Here is a 17,685-nt window from a genome sequence, read left to right as displayed (position 1 = left end):
GCCGGCCCCCGCGCGGCCTACTCCACCGTCTGGCGGCCCTCGGGGCGGGCGCTGCACGAGGCGCGGAAGGAGCAGTGGTCGCAGTGCTTGCCGAGGGCGGGTGCGAAGCGCTCGTCGAGGACCCGGCCGGCTGCGGTGGCGAGCAGGTCGCCGACCCATTCGCCGGGGGCGCCGCCCTCCAGGGCCTGCTGCGCCTGGATCTTGGGCACCGTGTCGCCGCCGTCGCGCTGGGCGGCGCCCTGGCGCAGCTGTACGAGTTCGGCGCCGCCCGGTGCGGGGCGCAGGCCGTCGAAGACCTCGTCGACGGCGCCCTCGCGCACGGCGAGCTGGTACACGGCGAGCTGCGGGTGGCGTTCGACCTCCTTGGCGGTCGGCGCGGACTTGCCGGTCTTGAAGTCGACGACGTACGCGCGGCCCTGCGCATCCGCCTCGACCCGGTCCATGGAGCCGCGCACCCGGACGGCGTACTCCCCCGCTTCGAGGGTGACGTCGAAGTCGTGCTCGGTGGCCACGGCCGCCCGGCCCCCGCGGTCGGTGGTGTGCCAGCGCAGGAAGCGTTCCAGGGCGGCGCGGGCGTTGTCCTTCTCCTGGCGGGACTTCCAGGGGGCGTCGAAGGCGAGCGAGTCCCAGACGGAGTCGAGGCGTTCCATGAGGACGGCGAGGTCGGCGGGGGTGCGGCCGGAGGCGACCTCGTCGGCGAGGACGTGGACGACGTTGCCGAAGCCCTGGGCGGCGGTGGAGGGGGCGTCGGCCTTGACCTCGCGGCCCAGGAACCACTGGAGGGAGCAGGTGTTGGCGAGCTGCTCCAGGGCGGAGCCGGACAGGGCGACGGGGTGGTCCCGGTCGCGCAGCGGGACGCTGCTGCGGGTGGGCTCGTACAGCCCCCACCAGCGCTGCGGGTGCGCGGCGGGGACCAGGGGGCGGTCCTCGTCGTCGGTGAGCACGGCGAGCCGGGCGAGGCGCCGGGCGGCGGCGTCGCGCAGGGCGGGCGAGGCGTCGGGGTCGACGGTGGTGGAGCGGAGTTCCGCGACGAGCGCGGGGACCGCGAGGGGGCGGCGGGGGCGGCCGGTGACGTCTTTGACGGGGACGCCGAGCTCGGTGAGGAGGCGGGAGGGCTGGTCGCCGTCCTCGGCGGGGGCCTTGACGGCGGTGACGACGAGGCGGTCGCGGGCGCGGGTGGCGGCGACGTAGAAGAGGCGGCGCTCCTCGGCGAGGAGCGCGCCGGGGGTGAGGGGTTCGGCGAGGCCGTCGCGGCCGATGCGGTCGGCTTCGAGGAGGGAGCCGCGGCGGCGCAGGTCGGGCCAGAGCCCTTCCTGTACGCCCGCGACGACGACGAGTCCCCACTCCAGGCCCTTGGAGCGGTGCGCGGTCATGAGGCGGACGGCTTCGCGGCGGACGGCGCGGGGGGTGAGGGTGTCCCCGGCGATGTCCTCGGCTTCGAGCTGTTCGAGGAAGTTGAGGGCGCCGCGGCCGCCGGTACGTTCCTCCGCGCGGGCGGCGGTGTCGAAGAGCGCGCAGACGGCGTCGAGGTCGCGGTCGGCGTTGCGGCCCGCGGGGCCGCCGCGGCGGGCGCTGCGTTCGAGGCGCTGCGGCCAGGGGGTGCCGTCCCAGAGGGTCCACAGGACCTCCTCGGCGGTGCCGCCGCCGGCGAGCAGCTCGCGGGCCTTGCGCAGCAGCAGGCCGAGGCGTTGCGCTCCGCGGGCGTAGGCGGGGTCGTGGGCGACGAGCCGCTCGGGCTCTGCGAGGGCGCGGGCGAGGAGGACGTCGGAGGGCGCGGGGGTGCGGACGCCGGCGGCCCGCTCCTCGTCGCGCAGGGCGCGGCCCAGGCGGCGCAGGTCGGCGGCGTCCATCCCGCCGAGCGGCGAGGACAGCAGCACGAGCGCGGCCTCGACCCCGATCCACGCTTCGCCTGCGGCGGGCTCGTCGGGGGACGCGGTCGCGGCGTCCGCCGGGCCTGGCCGGTCGACTCCGCCTTCGGCGGCGGGTGCGCTGCCCTCGCGGGCAGGCCCGCCCACACCGGCGCCTGCGGCGCCCGAAGCATCCCCGACTCCGTCGGACAGCCCGGCCAGTGCCGCGTCCGGGGCGCCGGCGGAGCCGGACAGACCGGTGACGCCTCCGGCGGCGGGGGACGTCTCCCGCCCACCCGCCCCAGAGTTGCGAGCGTGCTCGCTCACACCGGCGCCTGCGGCGCCGGAAGCATCCCCGACTCCGTCGGACAGTCCGGCCAGTGCCGCGTCCGGGGCGCCGGCGGAGCCGGACAGACCGGTGCCGCCTTCGGCGGCGGGGGAGGTCCCCCGCCCACCCGCCCCAGAGTTGCGAGCGTGCTCGCTCACACCGGCGCCTGCGGCGCCGGACGCCGCCTCGCCTCCGGCAGGCGGCTCGCCCTCGGCCCCGGCCGGGTTAGCGGCGGAGCCGGGCACAGCATCCGGGCCGGACGGCTCGGCGCCGCCTTCGGCGGCCGAGTCGGTGACCTGACCGACCGGCTCGGCGGTGCCGGCGGGCTCGCTCGCGTCGGCGCCCTCGGCGCCGGGGAGTTCGGCCGCGGCCGCGGCCAGAGCCTCGGCGGAGCCCGGGGCGTCGGCGGAGCCGGACAGTGAGGGGTTCGCGGTGTTCGGGGTGGTGGACTCCGCGAGGGTGCGCAGGGCCGTGAGGAGGGGGGCTATGGCCGGTTCGTGGCGGAGGGGGGCGTCCGTGCCGTCCGTTTCGGCCGGGACTCCCGCCGCGATCAGGGCGCGGCGCATCTGCGGCAGGGTACGGCCGCCCGCGCGGACCAGGACGGCCATGTCCTGCCAGGGCACGCCCTCCTCCAGGTGGGCCCGGCGCAGGATGTCGGCGATGTTGTCCAGTTCCGCGCCGGCCGTGGGGTAGGTGAAGACCTCGACCCGGCCCCCCTCGCGCGTCGACGCGAGCGCACGGTGGGCCCGTACCGCCGCCGAGGGCAGGCGCGGCACCTGCATGCGGGTCGTCAGGTGGCGGGTGGCCGTGAGGAGGACCGAGGACGAGCGGCGGGAGGTCGTCAGGGCGTGGACCTCCGCTCCGGGGAACGAGGTGTCGAAGTCCAGGATGTTGTTGATGTCCGCGCCGCGGAAGGCGTAGATCGACTGGTCGGGGTCGCCGAATGCGGTCAGCCGCCCGGCAGGGCCGGCCAGTGCGCGCAGCAGGCGCAGCTGCGAGGCGTCCGTGTCCTGGTACTCGTCCACGTAGATCACGTCGTACATGGACGAGAGTGACGGGGTGCGCTCCGCCAGGAGCACCGCGCGGTGGAGGAGTTCTGCGTAGTCCAGGGTGCCCTGGAGGTCCAGGACGTCCAGGTACTCGGAGAGGAAGGCCGCCGCCGCCTTCCAGTCGGGCCGGCCGAGGCGGGTCGCGAAGTCGGAGAGGGCCTGCGGTCCCAGGCCGAGCTCGCGGGCGCGGGCGAGCACCGCGCGGACCTCGTCCGCGAAGCCCCGCGTGGTCAGTGCGGCCCGCAGGTCGTCCGGCCAGCGGATCGAGCGGATCCGGCGCTGGCCCTCCAGCAGGGTGCGGACCATGACGTCCTGCTCCGGGCCGGAGAGGAGTCGCAGCGGGTCCGCGAAGAGTTCCGCGTCCTGGTGGGCGCGGACCAGTCCGTAACAGAAGGAGTGGAAGGTGGTGGCCTGCGGGGCGCGCGCCCCGCCGAGCCGCAGGGCGGTCCGGTCGCGCAGTTCCACCGCTGCCTTGCGGCTGAAGGTGAGGATCAGGATGCGGGCGGGGTCGGTCCCGGCCTCGACGCGGGCGGCGACCGCTTCCACCAGTGTGGTCGTCTTTCCGGTGCCCGGTCCGGCCAGGACCAGCAGCGGTCCGCCGGTGTGCTCAACCACCGCCCGCTGCGCTGCGTCCAGCACAGGGGGATCCACCCGTTCCGCGCCGGTACGCACCAGGCGGTACGCGTCCGGGGTCCGCGTACGCCGCCGCTCGGTGCGGTGGCCGTCGGAGGAAGAGGTGTTCACGTGGGGTGCCGGTCCTGGTGGGTCTGCCGTTGCGGCGGTCGCTGCCGCAGCGGTTGCTGCTGCTCCTGTGGTGACGTCTCGGGCAGTGGCCGAAACCGGAGCCGAGGCGATGGCCGAAGCCGAAGCCGAAGCCGAAGCCGAAGCCGAAGCCGAAGAGGCAACGCTACGGCAAGGCGTGCGGCGGGCGCAGTTTCCCCGGGACTCCGGTCCTCACTCCGGTCCTCGCGCCGGCCCTCGCGCCGGTCATCACTGCCGTCCGGTTCCGCGCATCCCCCGTACGGGGCTTCGCACGTCTCTTCGACCGCCCCTCCGGGCCGCACATGGCCGAAGCTGTCAGATGTGACCTTCGTCCCGCGCCGTGTCCCCGCCGTGCCCGTCCCAGCGTGCCCGCCGCATGTCGAGCCGCGGTTCGCCGTCGCCGGTGAGCCGCAGCGGGGTGGCCTCGGCCCGGTAGTTCTCCAGCGCCCGCCGCTCGCTGCCGGGCAGCGGACGGCCGTCCGCCCGCACCACGCGCCACCAGGGCACGGCTCCTCCGTACAGCGCCATGACGCGGCCCACTTGACGGGGCCCTCCCTCGCCGAGCCACTCCGCGATGTCGCCGTACGTCATCACCCGGCCGGGCGGAATCCGCTCGGCCGCCTCCAGCACCCGCTCCGCGTACGCCGGCAGCTCTTCGCTCATTCGGCCCATGTTGCCGCACCGGACCGACAAGGGAGCGGCACGCGCGTGGAAGCCGGTGTTCCGGACCGGCTCGCACCCTGCTGCCCCCTACGGCCGTCCGTCCATGCCACCATCTTCCGGGCGGTGACGCGTGATACGTGATCAAGAAGAGACGGAAGTGACGGGAAAGGAGCAGGGTGTGAGTCCTCCGGACGGCGCGACGGCGAACGACGGCGCGCGCCCAGACGAAGGCCCGCCACAGGGTCGCGAGGACATGCACGCAGACCTGCACGCGGACGTGCACGCGGACGTGCACGCCGACCTGCACCCGGACCTGCCGCAGGCTCCGGCCCCCGAGGACGTCGAGACCCCGCACGGCCACACCCCGACGGCCGCCGACCAGGTCGAGGTCGACGAGCCGCTGCTCGCCGCCCGCGTGCACCGCCCCTCCGACCTCGTACGCCTCCTCGTCGGGATCCTCGGCATCGCCGTCGTCCTCGGCATCGCCGCCTTCGCCCACGGCACCACCGCGGGCCTGGAGGCCGACATCAGCAACGGCACGGGCCAGGCGCCCGACGTGCTGATCAAGGTCGCCGGGCTGGTGTCCAGCATCGCCGTGCTCCTGGTCCCCGTGGCCTTCGCCATCGAGCGGCTGATCAAGCGCGACGGACTGCGCATCGCGGACGGCGTGCTCGCCGCCGTCCTCGCGCACGGGGTCACCCTCGCCACCGACCTCTGGGTCTCCCAGGCCGCGCCCGTGACCATCCAGGAAGCCCTCACCCGCCCCACCATGGCCGACGGGGCCCTCACCGACCCGGTCCACGGCTACCTCGCGCCCGTGATCGCGTACATGACTGCCGTCGGGATGACCCGGCGCCCGCGCTGGCGCGTCGCCCTGTGGGTGGTCCTGCTGCTGGACGCCTTCGCGATGCTGGTCGGCGGCTACACCACCCCCTTCTCTATCATCCTGACCGTGCTGATCGGCTGGAGCGTCGCGTACGGAACCCTGTACGCGGTCGGCTCGCCGAACGTCCGCCCCACCGGGCAGAACCTCCTCGCGGGACTGCGCCGGGTCGGCTTCCAGCCGGTCAGCGCGATGCGCGCCGAGTCCCCGGAGGGTCACGACAGCACCGAGGTCAGCGACCGCGGGCGGCGCTACCACGTCACCCTGGAGGAGGGCCCGCCGCTCGACGTCACCGTCGTGGACCGGGAACAGCAGGCCCAGGGCTTCTACTACCGGGTCTGGCGCCGCCTCACGCTGCGCGGGATCACCACCCGGCGCAGTCTGCAGTCCCTGCGCCAGGCGCTGGAGCAGGAGGCGCTGCTCGCGTACGCGGCCATCGCCGCCGGAGCCAACGCGCCCAAGCTCATCGCCACCTCCGAGCTGGGCCCGGACGCCGTGATGCTCGTCTACGAGCACCTGGGCGGCCGGAGCCTGGACCAGCTGGCCGACGAGGAGATCACCGACGAGCTGACCCGCAACGCCTGGCAGCAGGTACGGGCCCTGCAGTCCCGGCGGATCGCGCACCGGCGGCTCACCGGGGACGCACTCGTGGTGGATCGTTCCGCCAGCGGAACCAGCGGAACCAGCGGAACCAGCGGAACCAGCGGCACCGGCGGTGGCACCGCGGCGAGCACCATCACCCTGACCGACCTGCGCGGCGGCGAGATCGCGGCCGGCGACCTCGTGCTGCGCATGGACATCGCGCAGCTGCTCACCACCCTCGGCCTGCGGGTCGGCGCCGAGCGCTCGGTCGCCTCGGCGGTGTCGGTGCTCGGCCCGGACGCGGTGGCGGACTGCCTGCCGCTGCTCCAGCCGATCGCGCTGAGCCGCTCCACCCGGGCGACGCTGCGCAAGCTGGCGCGGGAGCGGGCGGACCGCGAGCGGGAAGCCGTACTGGAGTCCTCGCGGGCGGCGAAGGCGGCGCGGGAAGCCGCCTCCGGGTCGGCCGGCTCGCGCTCCACCGCCGAGAAGAAGGCCGAGAAGAGGGCCCTGGACGACGCGCTCGACGGGGCCCGCGAGGAGGATCTGCTGAGCCAGATCCGCCAGCAGGTGCTGCTGATCCGTCCGCAGGCACCGGTGGAGCCGGCCCGGCTGGAGCGGATCCGGCCGCGCACGCTGGTGTCGTTCATCGCGGGAGCGATCGGCGCGTACTTCCTGCTGACGCAGATCACGCACGTCGAGTTCGGGACGCTCGTCGGCCAGGCGCAGTGGGGCTGGGTCGGGGTGGCGTTCGCCTTCTCCGCGCTCAGCTATTTCGCGGCGGCGATGAGCCTGCTGGGCTTCGTGCCCGAGCGGGTGCCGTTCCTGCGGACCGTATGGGCCCAGGTCGCCGGATCCTTCGTGAAACTGGTGGCTCCGGCAGCGGTCGGCGGTGTCGCGCTGAACACCCGCTTCCTCCAGCGGGCCGGCATCCGGCCGGGGCTCGCGGTGGCCAGCGTGGGCGCCTCGCAGCTCTTCGGACTGGCGAGCCACATCCTGCTGCTGCTGTCCTTCGGCTATCTGACGGGGACCGAGAAGACCCCCGAGATGACCCCGTCGAGGACGGTCATCGCCGGTCTGCTGACGGTGGCCGTGCTGGTGCTGGTGGTCACGGCCGTGCCCTTCCTGCGGAAGTTCGTGGCGACCCGGGTGCGGGCCCTGTTCGCGGGAGTGGTCCCGCGCATGCTGGACGTGCTCCAGCGGCCGCAGAAGCTGCTGACCGGCATCGGCGGGATGCTGCTGCTGACCGGCTGCTTCGTGATGTGCCTGGATGCCTCGATCCGCGCCTTCGGGGGCGGCGAGGACATCAGCTACGCGAGCATCGCGGTGGTCTTCCTGGCCGGCAACGCCCTGGGCTCGGCCGCGCCGACACCGGGCGGCATCGGCGCGGTGGAGGCCACGCTGACGCTGGGCCTGATCGCGGCGGGACTGGACGGCCAGGTGGCGGGCGCCGCGGTGCTGATGTTCCGGCTGATGACGTTCTGGCTGCCGGTGCTGCCGGGCTGGATCTCCTTCAACTTCCTGACGCGCAAGGAAGCGATCTAAATCCCCTGGAGCACGGTCGGCCGCCCTGCCTAGGCTGGCCGGATGAACAGGACGAGCGGGACGAGCGGGACGAGCGGGATACGGATCGTGGCCGACCGGGCCGAGTGGCGGGGCGGGTTCGAGGAGCGGGTGCTCGCCGAGTATCGGGACGCGGGGTGCTCCGAGCCGCTGGCCCGGGCCCTGTCGGACCGTGCGGTGAAGGGGATCGACGACTGGGTGGTGGCCACGGACGGCACCGGGTGGATCGCGGTCGGGGTGGAGCAGGTCAGCGGAGCGGCCGTGGGGAAGATCCACGACCTGACGGTCCCGGCGGGGCGCGAGTGGGCCGAGCGGTGGTGCGCGGAGCACGGCGCACATCGGGTGGAGGTCCGGCTCCCCGGTGGAGCGGGGGCCGAGGCGTTCCCCGGCTACCTCGTACGGGGACAGAACCGGATGCGTGCGGTGGCCGAGCGGCCCGAGCTGCCGCCGGAGCTCACCGTCCGCCGGCTCACCGAGGAGGAGTTCCCGGCCTGGTTCGCCGCTGACGAGGCCGCGTACATCGCGGACATCATCGGGGCCGGAGCGCTGACCCCGGAGCAGGCCAAGGAGAAGTCCGACGAGGACTTCGCCCGCTACCTCCCGCAGGGTTACTGGACGCCGGGGCACGCCTTCTACGCGATGGAGGCCGACGGCCAGGTGATCGGCACCGGCCACCTGAACCACGGCTTCCTGCCGGGCGTGACCTTCGGCTTCGCGCTGGACGTGTACGAGGAGCACCGCGGCAAGGGCTACGGCCGGGCCGCGATGTCCGTCGGCGAGTACGTCACCCGGCAGGCCGGCGACGAGGCGCTGATGCTCAACGTCTTCGGCGGCAACGAGGTGGCGATGAGCCTGTACGACGGCACGGGCTTCGCCGTCCTGGACGAGTTCCGCTCGCTCCCCCTCTGACGGAGCGCCGCGGCCGTCAGAAGATCAGCAGCAGCGCCACCAACAGGGCCGCCGACCCGACGATTTCGACCGCTCCGACCGCCGCCACCTTGAGCCCGCGCCCGGGGAGGGCGGCGGCCCGGGTCAGGTAGGCCGCGAAGGGGATCGCCAGCCACGGGGAGAGGCAGGCCGCCATGGCGGTGGACGCCGCGTGGTACGTCACCGAACCGCGGTAGTGCGTAAGGGAGTTGCGCTCCCTGATCATCGTCTTCACGTACGGGATCGTGCCCGCGAAGTACAGCAGGCAGGCGGCGGCCGGCGCCCAGGGCGGGTCGCCGCCGCCCAGCCGCGCCGCCACCAGCAGCATCCCGCACGCCGGGACCACCGCGGCCAGCCCGTTGGGCAGGGACCGCTCGCGGTTCTGCGACGCGTACCAGGAGTTCACGGCCACGAAGGGCGTCGCCGCCGCGCCCGCGAGCAGAAGCCAGGGGTGGAGCGCCGCGAGCGGGATCCCCGCCAGGGCGGTCGCCAGGCCGAGGACGAGCGCCGGGCGGACGTGCCGCCGCGCCACCGCCGGGCGGCGTGCGGCGACCCGGCGCAGGCGCAGCCACTGCTGGGCGTGGAAGACCGCCGCGTAGCCGAGGAGCCAGGCCGCCAGGAGCAGGGCGTGCTGCCATCCGGGCCGCGGCGAGAGGAACGCACCCGCGAGGAAGGGCACCGTGAGCATCGCCCACGCCCCGTGCTGGTCCGGGATCCAGGCCGTCTTCTTCCCCCTGTACCGCGACACCTGACGAAGCCTTCCGTTCATTGGCATTCGGGCTCGTAATTTCCGCCTCCGCAAAGGAGTTGGCCTCTTCCAGCGTGGCATCCACTCGGCCTGTGAAAGACCGGAATTAGGTCACGCCCGTACGGGACCTTTGTCATCGGATTCGCCTCCGCGCCGGGCGTAGCGTCGTGTCTGGGTCATCTTGCCCGGACCCCACGCACCGCCTTTATCCCGGCCTGGAGGTCGCCTTGCACGAGCGCCACGTACGCCGCGGACGCGACGTACGCCACGGACTCCAGGACGCCGCCGCATCGCTGATCAAGGCGGGCAGCTTCTTCCGGACCGCCGAGGTCTCGGACGACCTGCGGACCGTCCACCACACCGGCGGCCGCGCCGCGGAGGCCTTCTACCGTGACCGGTGGAGCCACGACAAGGTCGTGTACTCCACCCACGGCGTGAACTGCACCGGCTCCTGCCGGTGGAAGGTCTACGTCAAGGACGGGATCATCACCTGGGAGACCCAGTCCACCGACTACCCCTCCGTGGGCCCCGACAGCCCCGAGTACGAGCCCCGCGGCTGCCCGCGCGGCGCCTCGTTCTCCTGGTACTCCTACTCCCCCACCCGGGTGCGCTACCCGTACGTGCGCGGCGCCCTGCTGGAGATGTACCGCGAGGCCAAGGCGCGCCTCGGCGACCCGGTCGAGGCCTGGGCCGACGTCCAGTCCGACCCGGTGCGCCGGCGTACGTACCAGCAGGCGCGCGGCAAGGGCGGGCTGGTCCGGGCGACGTGGGAGGAGGCGACGGAGATCGTCGCCGCCGCGCACGTGCACACGATCAAGGAGCACGGTCCGGACCGCGTGGCCGGCTTCTCGCCGATCCCGGCGATGTCGATGGCCTCGCACGCGGCGGGCGCCCGTTTCCACTCGCTCATCGGTGCGCCGATGCTGTCCTTCTACGACTGGTACGCCGACCTCCCGGTCGCCTCCCCGCAGGTGTTCGGGGACCAGACGGACGTCCCCGAGTCGGGCGACTGGTGGGACGCCGCGTACCTGATGATGTGGGGCTCGAACGTCCCCGTCACCCGCACCCCGGACGCCCACTGGATGGCCGAGGCTCGCTACCGCGGCCAGAAGGTCGTCACCGTTTCCCCGGATTACGCGGACAACACCAAATTCGCCGACGAATGGATGCACCCACACCCCGGTACGGACGGTGCGCTGGCCCTCGCGATGGGCCATGTCATCCTCAAGGAATTCTTCGTCGAAAAGCAGACCCCCTTCTTCACGGATTACGTCCGCCAGTACACGGACCTGCCCTTCCTGGTCTCCCTCACCGAAACCGAACAGGGCCTGGTTCCGGGCAAATTCGTCACCGCCGCCGATCTCGGAGAAACGGGTCTTCCGGACGCGGGCGAGAACGCGCAGTGGAAGACCGTGCTGATCGACGACACGACCGGCGAGACCGTCGTCCCGAACGGCACGCTCGGCCATCGCTGGGGCAAGAACGAGAAGCCCGAGTGGAATCTCGAACTCGGTGACATCGTCCCGCGCCTGACCCTCCACGGCACCGCCGACGAGAGCGTGGAGAGCGTGGAGATCACCCTCCCCCGCTTCGAGGACGACGAACAGGGCGTCGACGAGGACGGGAAGCCGCGCGGCACGATCCGCCGCGGTGTGCCCGTACGACGCCTCGGCGGCAAGCTCGTCACCACCGTCTTCGACCTGATGCTCGCCCAGTACGGCGTCGGCCGCGAGGGCCTGCCCGGCGTGTGGCCCACCGGCTACGAGGACGCGAGCGCCCCGGGCACGCCCGGCTGGCAGGAGTCGCTGACCTCGGTTCCGGCGGCCCAGGCGGCGCGCGTGGCGCGGGAGTTCGCCCAGACGGCCGAGCAGTCCCGGGGCCGCTGCATGATCCTGATGGGGGCGGGCACGAACCACTGGTTCCACTCCGAGACCATCTACCGCTCCTTCCTGGCGCTGCTCACCCTCACCGGCTGTCAGGGCCGCAACGGCGGCGGCTGGGGCCACTACGTCGGCCAGGAGAAGTGCCGCCCGGTCACCGGCTGGGCGACGCTGGCCGCCGCCTCCGACTGGTCGCGCCCGCCGCGCCAGATGATCGGCGCGGCCTGGTTCTACCTGCACACCGACCAGTGGCGCTACGACACCCTGCCGGCCGAGGCGCTCGCCTCCCCGCTCGGTTCCGGCGCCTTCGCGGGCATGACGGGCTCGGACTGCCTGGCGGCGAGCACCCGGATGGGCTGGATGCCCTCGTACCCGACCTTCGACCGCAACCCGCTGGAGCTGGGCGAGGCCGAGGACCCGGTGGGGGAAGCGGTCCGGCAGCTCAAGAGCGGTGAGCTCGGCTTCGCCGGCGAGGACCCGGACGCCCCGCACAACTGGCCGCGGGTGCTGAACGTATGGCGGGCCAACCTGCTGGGATCCAGTTCCAAGGGCAACGAGTACTTCCTGAAGCACCTCCTGGGCACCCACTCCAACCTGCCCGAGGACGGGCCGCGCTGCACGCCGAAGGACGTGACGTACCGGGAGGAGGACGTGGAGGGCAAACTCGACCTGCTCATGTCCATGGACTTCCGGATGACGTCCACGACGCTGCTCTCCGACGTGGTGTTCCCGGCGGCCACCTGGTACGAGAAGCACGACCTGTCCTCCACGGACATGCACCCCTTCCTGCACGCCTTCACCCCGGCCGTGGACCCGCCCTGGCAGGCACGCTCCGACTACGACGCGTATCTGGGGCTGGCCGAGCGCTTCGGTGAGCTCGCCACGACCCACCTGGGCGTGCGCAAGGACCTGGTCGCCACCGCCCTGCAGCACGACACCCCGGGCGGCGAGATGGCCCAGCCCGGCGGGGTCGCGCTGGACTGGTCGAAGGGCGAGTGCGAGCCCGTACCGGGCCGGACCATGTACAACCTGGCGGTCGTGGAGCGGGACTACGGGGCGGTCGGCGAGAAGTTCGCCGCGCTCGGCCCGCTCGTCGACACGCTGGGCGTGACCACGAAGGCGGTCACCTTCGACGTGGGCCAGGAGGTGGCCTACCTCGGCGCGAAGAACGGCACGGTCCGCGGCGGCGTCGCCGACGGCCGCCCGCGCCTGGAGACCGCCCAGCAGGCCTGCGAGGCGATCCTCTCGCTGTCCGGCACCAGCAACGGCCGCCTCGCCACCCAGGGGTTCGAGACGCTGGAGAAGAAGGTCGGCACCCCGATGGCCCACCTGGCCGCCGAGGCCGAGGGCAAGCGGATCACCTTCGCCGACACCCAGGCCCGCCCGGTCCCGGTGATCACCTCGCCGGAGTGGTCGGGCTCCGAGTCCGGCGGGCGCCGGTACACGGCCTTCACGATCAACACCGAGCACCTCAAGCCCTGGCACACCCTCACGGGCCGCCAGCACTTCTTCATCGACCACGACTGGCTGCACGAGGTCGGGGAGTCCCTGCCCGTCTACAAGCCGCCGCTGAACATGCACACCCTGTACGGGGAGCCCGAGCTGGGCACGGTCGACGAGAAGGCCAAGTCGGTGGCCGTCCGCTACCTCACCCCGCACAACAAGTGGGCGATCCACAGCCAGTACCAGGACAACCTCTACATGATGACGCTGGGCCGCGGCGGCCAGACGGTGTGGATGTCCCCGCAGGACGCCGAGGCGATCGGGGTCCGGGACAACGACTGGATCGAGGCGGTCAACCGCAACGGCGTGATCACCGCCCGCGCGATCGTCTCCCACAAGATGCCGCCCGGCACGGTCTACATGAACCACGCGCAGGAGCGCACGGTCGGCGTCCCCAAGACGGAGAAGACCGGCCGCCGCGGCGGCATCCACAACTCGCTGACCCGGGTGATGCTCAAGCCCACCCACCTCATCGGCGGCTACGCCCAGCTGACCTGGGCCTTCAACTACCTCGGCCCGACCGGCAACCAGCGCGACGAGGTGACGGTCATCCGCCGCCGCGACCAGAAGGTGGAGTTCTAGAAGCATGCGCGTTATGGCACAGGTCGCGATGGTCATGAACCTCGACAAGTGCATCGGCTGCCACACCTGCTCGGTCACCTGCAAGCAGGCGTGGACCAACCGGCAGGGCACCGAGTACGTCTGGTTCAACAACGTCGAGACCCTCCCCGGCCAGGGTTACCCGCGCCGCTGGGAGGACCAGGAGAAGTGGAAGGGCGGCTGGGAGCGCACCCGCTCCGGCAAGCTCCGCCTCAAGGCGGGCGGCCGCCTCGCCAAGCTGGGCAAGATCTTCGCGAACCCGGACCTGCCGGAGATCGACGACTACTACCAGCCCTGGACCTACGAGTACAAGAACCTCACCGAGGCCCCGGCGGGCGACGACATGCCCACCGCCCGGCCCGTCTCCCAGCTCACCGGCGAGCCCATCGACAAGATCGAGTGGGGTCCGAACTGGGACGACAACCTCGGCGGCGCGCCCACGCACGCCCCGCAGGACCCGATCATCGAGAAGATCCGCGACGAGGTCGGCGAGAAGATCCGCTTCGAGTTCGAGCAGAGCTTCATGTTCTACCTCCCGCGGATCTGCGAGCACTGCCTCAACCCCGCGTGCGTCTCCTCCTGCCCCTCCGGCGCGATGTACAAGCGCGAGGAGGACGGCATCGTCCTGGTCGACCAGGACCAGTGCCGCGGCTGGCGGATGTGCGTGACCGGATGCCCGTACAAGAAGGTGTACTTCAACCACCAGACCGGCAAGGCCGAGAAGTGCACCTTCTGCTTCCCGCGCATCGAGGTCGGCATGCCGACCGTGTGCTCGGAGACGTGCGTGGGCCGGATGCGCTACCTCGGCGTGATGCTCTACGACGCCGACAAGGTGGCCGAGGCCGCCGCGGTGGAGGACGAGCACGATCTGTACCCCTCCCAGGTCGGGTGCTTCCTCGATCCCGCCGACCCGGCCGTGATCGCCGCCGCCCGTGCGGCCGGCATCACCGACGAGTGGCTCGACGCGGCCCGCAACTCCCCGGTCTACGACCTGATCGCCACCTACCAGGTCGCCCTCCCGCTCCACCCGGAGTACCGGACGATGCCGATGGTCTGGTACGTCCCGCCGCTCTCCCCCGTCGTCGAGGCGGTCGCCGCCACCGGCAGCGACGGCGAGGACGCCGGCAACCTCTTCGGCGCCATCGACGCCATGCGCATCCCCGTCGAGTACCTCGCCGCGGTGCTCACCGCCGGCGACACCGTGCCGGTGGAGGCGGTGCTGCGCCGGATGGCCGCGATGCGCGCCTACATGCGCCGCGTCAACCTGGGCGAAGAGCGGGACGAGTCGATCGCACGGGCCGTCGGGCTGTCCGGCCAGGAGATGGAGGACATGTTCCGGCTCCTCGCCATCGCCAAGATCGAGGACCGCTTCGTGATCCCCAGCTCCCCCTTGGGCCTGGCGGCCCAGGGGGGACCCCCGGCCCGCGCCGAGGCCGACGCCCTGGCCGACTCCCACCCGCTGGACGACGCGGACCAGGGCTGCCCGGTCGGCGCGCTGCCCGAACCCCGGGTGATGCTCAATCTCGGGGACACCAGGAGGCGCTCGTGAACCGGGACCCGATGAGTGGCGATGCACTGGTGCGGCTGGTCGCGGGCTGCGTACTGCAGTATCCCGGCGACTACTTCCACGACGAACTCCCGCGGCTCCGTGCGGCCCTCGCCGGGGCGCCCGCCGAACCGGCCCGACTCCTCGGGGCGTTCCTCGACGAGGCCGAGGTGCAGACCCCGATCGAGTTGTGCTCCCAGTACACCTCGACCTTCGACACCCGCAACCGGCGCTGCCTCTACCTCACCTGGTGGGTGGACGGGGACACCCGCCGGCGCGGGCTGTCCCTGGTCCGGCTGAAGCGGATCTACCGGGACTTCGGCCTGGAGTTCGCGGGCGAGGAGCTGCCCGACTTCCTGCCGGTGGCCCTGGAGTTCGCCGCCCGCGAGGAGGAGGCCGGCACCCGGCTGCTCCAGGAGCACCGGGCCGGGCTGGAACTGCTGCGCCTGGCGCTCACCGAGTCCGGATCCCCGTACGCCCGGATCCTGGAGGCGGTCTGCGCGACGCTGCCCGGGACCTCCCCCGAGACCAAGGCGGAGGCGAAGGCCCTCGCATCGAGCGGGCCGCCGCAGGAGCTGGTGGGCGCGGGCTCGGCGCTCGAACCCTTCGGGCCGGGCCTCGACATGCCGGCCGACCTTCCCCTCGGGGCGCCGACCGACCTCCCCTGGCCCACGACGGCTCCCTCAACCGCTTCCGTCGCCTCCGTCGCCCCCGTCGCCCCCGTCGCCTCCGTCGCCTCCGTCGCCTCCGTCGCCTCCGAAAGGATGCCCGCCTGATGGACCTCCTCCTGTGGGGCGTACTCCCGTACGTCTCGATCGCCCTGCTGATCGCGGGCACGGCCTGGCGGGCCCGCTTCGACAAGTTCGGCTGGACCACGCACTCCTCGCAGCTGCACGAGTCGCGGCTGCTGCGCATCGGCTCGCCGCTCTTCCACTTCGGCATGCTCTTCGTGATCGTGGGCCACGTGGTCGGCCTGCTCATCCCCAAGAGCTGGACCGACGCGGTGGGCCTGAGCGACCACGCGTACCACCTGATGGCACTCTCCACCGGCACGGTCGCGGGCGTCGCGGCCGCCGCGGGCATCGGGATCCTGGTCTACCGGCGCTTCACGGTGCCGGCCGTGCGCAGGGCGACCCTGCGCAGCGACCACCTGATGTACTCGTTCCTGCTCGGCGCGATGATCCTCGGACTGACGGCGACCCTGCTGAACTCGGCGGGGATGACGGACGGTTACAACTACCGCGACGGCATCTCCGTATGGTTCCGCAGCCTGTTCACCTTCACCCCGGACTACCACCTGATGGCGGGCGCCCCGCTCGCCTTCAAGATCCACATCCTGTTCGGCTTCACGCTGTTCGCGCTGATCCCGTACTCGCGCCTGGTGCACATGTTCTCGGTGCCGCTGAAGTACCTGTTCCGGCCGTACGTGGTCTACCGCAAGCGGGACCCCAAGCAGCTCGCCGACCGCCCGAGCAAGCGCGGCTGGGAGCGGGTCTCTTGAATCCCCGCCCCGGTCCCGTGAACACCCGCTCCGGTCCGGTGAATCCCCGCTCCGCCCCCACGGTCGTCCGCAGCCCCCGCCACGCGGTCTCCGACCGGCCCTTCATCGTCATCTGGGAGGCCACCCGGGCCTGCCCGCTGGCCTGTCTGCACTGCCGGGCCGAGGCGCAGACCCTGCGCCACCCCGAGGAGCTCGACGGGGCGGACGCCCGCGGGGTGATGGACCAGATCGCCGCCTTCGGCAAGCCCAGCCCGCTCTTCGTGATCACCGGCGGGGACCCCTTCCAGCGCGCCGACCTCACCGACCTGGTGGCGTACGGGACCTCGCTCGGCCTGCGGGTCGCGGTGTCCCCGTCGGGCACGCCGACGCTGACCCGGGAGAACCTCGTAGCGGTGCGGGAAGCGGGGGCCATCGCACTCTCGCTCTCCCTGGACGGTTCCACGGCCGAGCGCCACGACGCCTTCCGGGGCGTGCCCGGGGTCTACGACTGGACGCTGGACGGCTGGCGGGCCGCCCGGGAGCTCGGGCTCAAGGTGCAGATCAACACCACGGTCACCCACGACAGCTTGGAGGACCTGGCCGACATCGCGGCGCTGGTCCAGCGCGAGGGCGCGATGCTCTGGTCGGGCTTCGTCCTGGTCCCGACCGGCCGCGGGGAACAGCTGGACTCCCTGACCGCCGCCGAGATCGAGGACGTCCTGCACTTCCTGTACGACTGCGGGGCGGTGATGGCCACCAAGACGACGGAGGGCCACCACTTCCGGCGGGTCGTGCTGCAGCGCACGATCCTGGACGCGCGCGGCGAGCGGCCCGCTCTGGGCCCGCTCTACGAGCGCCTGACGGCCGGCGCCCGCGAGCTGGGGGTCTTCGACGGGGAGCGGCGGGCCGTGCGCCGGCCGCCCATGGACGTCTCCTCGGGCCGCGGCTTCGTCTTCATCTCGCACACGGGTGAGGTGCACCCCAGCGGCTTCCTGCCCCTCTCGGCGGGCAACGTGAAGAACCACCCGCTGACCGAGATCTACCGGGGATCGGCGCTCTCCACCAAGCTCCGCGACCCCTCGCTGCTGCGCGGCACGTGCGGGGCGTGCGAGTTCAAGACGGTGTGCGGCGGATCGCGCTCCCGGGCGTACGGCTTCACGCGCGACGTGCTCGAAGCGGACCCCTACTGCGCGTACGAGCCCGGCAGCTTCCCCTATCAGGAGGACCTCAGGGCTTTGGCCGAAAGCATGAGGCGCTGACCCACCCCGTCCCATACGTTTCATACGGGAACATATCGACCACGGCCTCGGGGCCACGGGAGAACACA

At 72.6% G+C, this 17,685-nt stretch carries 10 protein-coding genes; 7 read left to right on the top strand and 3 right to left on the bottom strand.

Annotated elements, in window-relative coordinates; genetic code table 11:
* Positions 1-17 precede the first annotated feature (17 nt).
* Positions 18-3,968, bottom strand: coding sequence for a UvrD-helicase domain-containing protein (locus tag AC3IYI_RS26765; RefSeq protein ID WP_489406127.1), 3,951 nt, complete (start codon positions 3,966-3,968; stop codon positions 18-20).
* A 333-nt stretch (positions 3,969-4,301) separates the two neighbouring features.
* The gene (locus AC3IYI_RS26760) at positions 4,302-4,649 is read right to left on the bottom strand and encodes an MGMT family protein (protein ID WP_489406126.1); all 348 of its coding nucleotides are present in this window, start codon (positions 4,647-4,649) and stop codon (positions 4,302-4,304) included.
* A 253-nt stretch (positions 4,650-4,902) separates the two neighbouring features.
* On the opposite strand from AC3IYI_RS26760, the gene AC3IYI_RS26755 reads away from it, so the two are divergent.
* Both AC3IYI_RS26755 and AC3IYI_RS26750 read left to right on the top strand, forming a co-directional pair.
* Positions 4,903-7,656 (top strand): lysylphosphatidylglycerol synthase transmembrane domain-containing protein, encoded by a 2,754-nt coding sequence (locus tag AC3IYI_RS26755; protein WP_489411681.1) that lies wholly within the window; start codon positions 4,903-4,905, stop codon positions 7,654-7,656.
* A gap of 42 nt (positions 7,657-7,698) precedes the next feature.
* Positions 7,699-8,583 (top strand): GNAT family N-acetyltransferase, encoded by an 885-nt coding sequence (locus AC3IYI_RS26750; protein ID WP_489406125.1) that lies wholly within the window; start codon positions 7,699-7,701, stop codon positions 8,581-8,583.
* A gap of 16 nt (positions 8,584-8,599) precedes the next feature.
* Here the strand turns inward: AC3IYI_RS26750 and AC3IYI_RS26745 are convergent, their stop codons facing one another.
* Positions 8,600-9,349, bottom strand: coding sequence for a YwiC-like family protein (locus tag AC3IYI_RS26745; protein WP_489406124.1), 750 nt, complete (start codon positions 9,347-9,349; stop codon positions 8,600-8,602).
* Positions 9,350-9,642: 293 nt separating this feature from the next.
* Here AC3IYI_RS26745 and AC3IYI_RS26740 point away from each other — a divergent pair, with 293 nt between their 5' ends.
* Genes AC3IYI_RS26740 through AC3IYI_RS26720 form a run of 5 tightly spaced genes read left to right on the top strand, consistent with a single transcriptional unit; the run spans position 9,643 to position 17,617 of the window.
* Complete coding sequence (locus tag AC3IYI_RS26740) at positions 9,643-13,314, top strand: nitrate reductase subunit alpha (RefSeq protein ID WP_489411680.1); 3,672 nt, start codon at positions 9,643-9,645, stop codon at positions 13,312-13,314.
* A gap of 4 nt (positions 13,315-13,318) precedes the next feature.
* Positions 13,319-14,881, top strand: coding sequence for a nitrate reductase subunit beta (gene narH, locus AC3IYI_RS26735; RefSeq protein WP_489406123.1), 1,563 nt, complete (start codon positions 13,319-13,321; stop codon positions 14,879-14,881).
* Between the two features lie 11 nt (positions 14,882-14,892).
* A complete protein-coding gene (narJ, locus tag AC3IYI_RS26730) occupies positions 14,893-15,654 on the top strand; it encodes a nitrate reductase molybdenum cofactor assembly chaperone (protein WP_489406122.1) in 762 nt (253 codons plus the stop codon).
* Complete coding sequence (narI, locus tag AC3IYI_RS26725; RefSeq protein ID WP_489406121.1) at positions 15,654-16,379, top strand: respiratory nitrate reductase subunit gamma; 726 nt, start codon at positions 15,654-15,656, stop codon at positions 16,377-16,379. The genes narJ and narI overlap by 1 nt, the downstream gene beginning before the upstream one ends.
* Positions 16,380-16,396: 17 nt before the next feature.
* Positions 16,397-17,617, top strand: coding sequence for a TIGR04053 family radical SAM/SPASM domain-containing protein (locus AC3IYI_RS26720; protein ID WP_489406120.1), 1,221 nt, complete (start codon positions 16,397-16,399; stop codon positions 17,615-17,617).
* Positions 17,618-17,685 lie beyond the last annotated feature (68 nt).

Source organism: Streptomyces sp. GL_148 (assembly GCF_057834205.1).
This window is presented reverse-complemented; position numbering and strand designations above follow the sequence as displayed.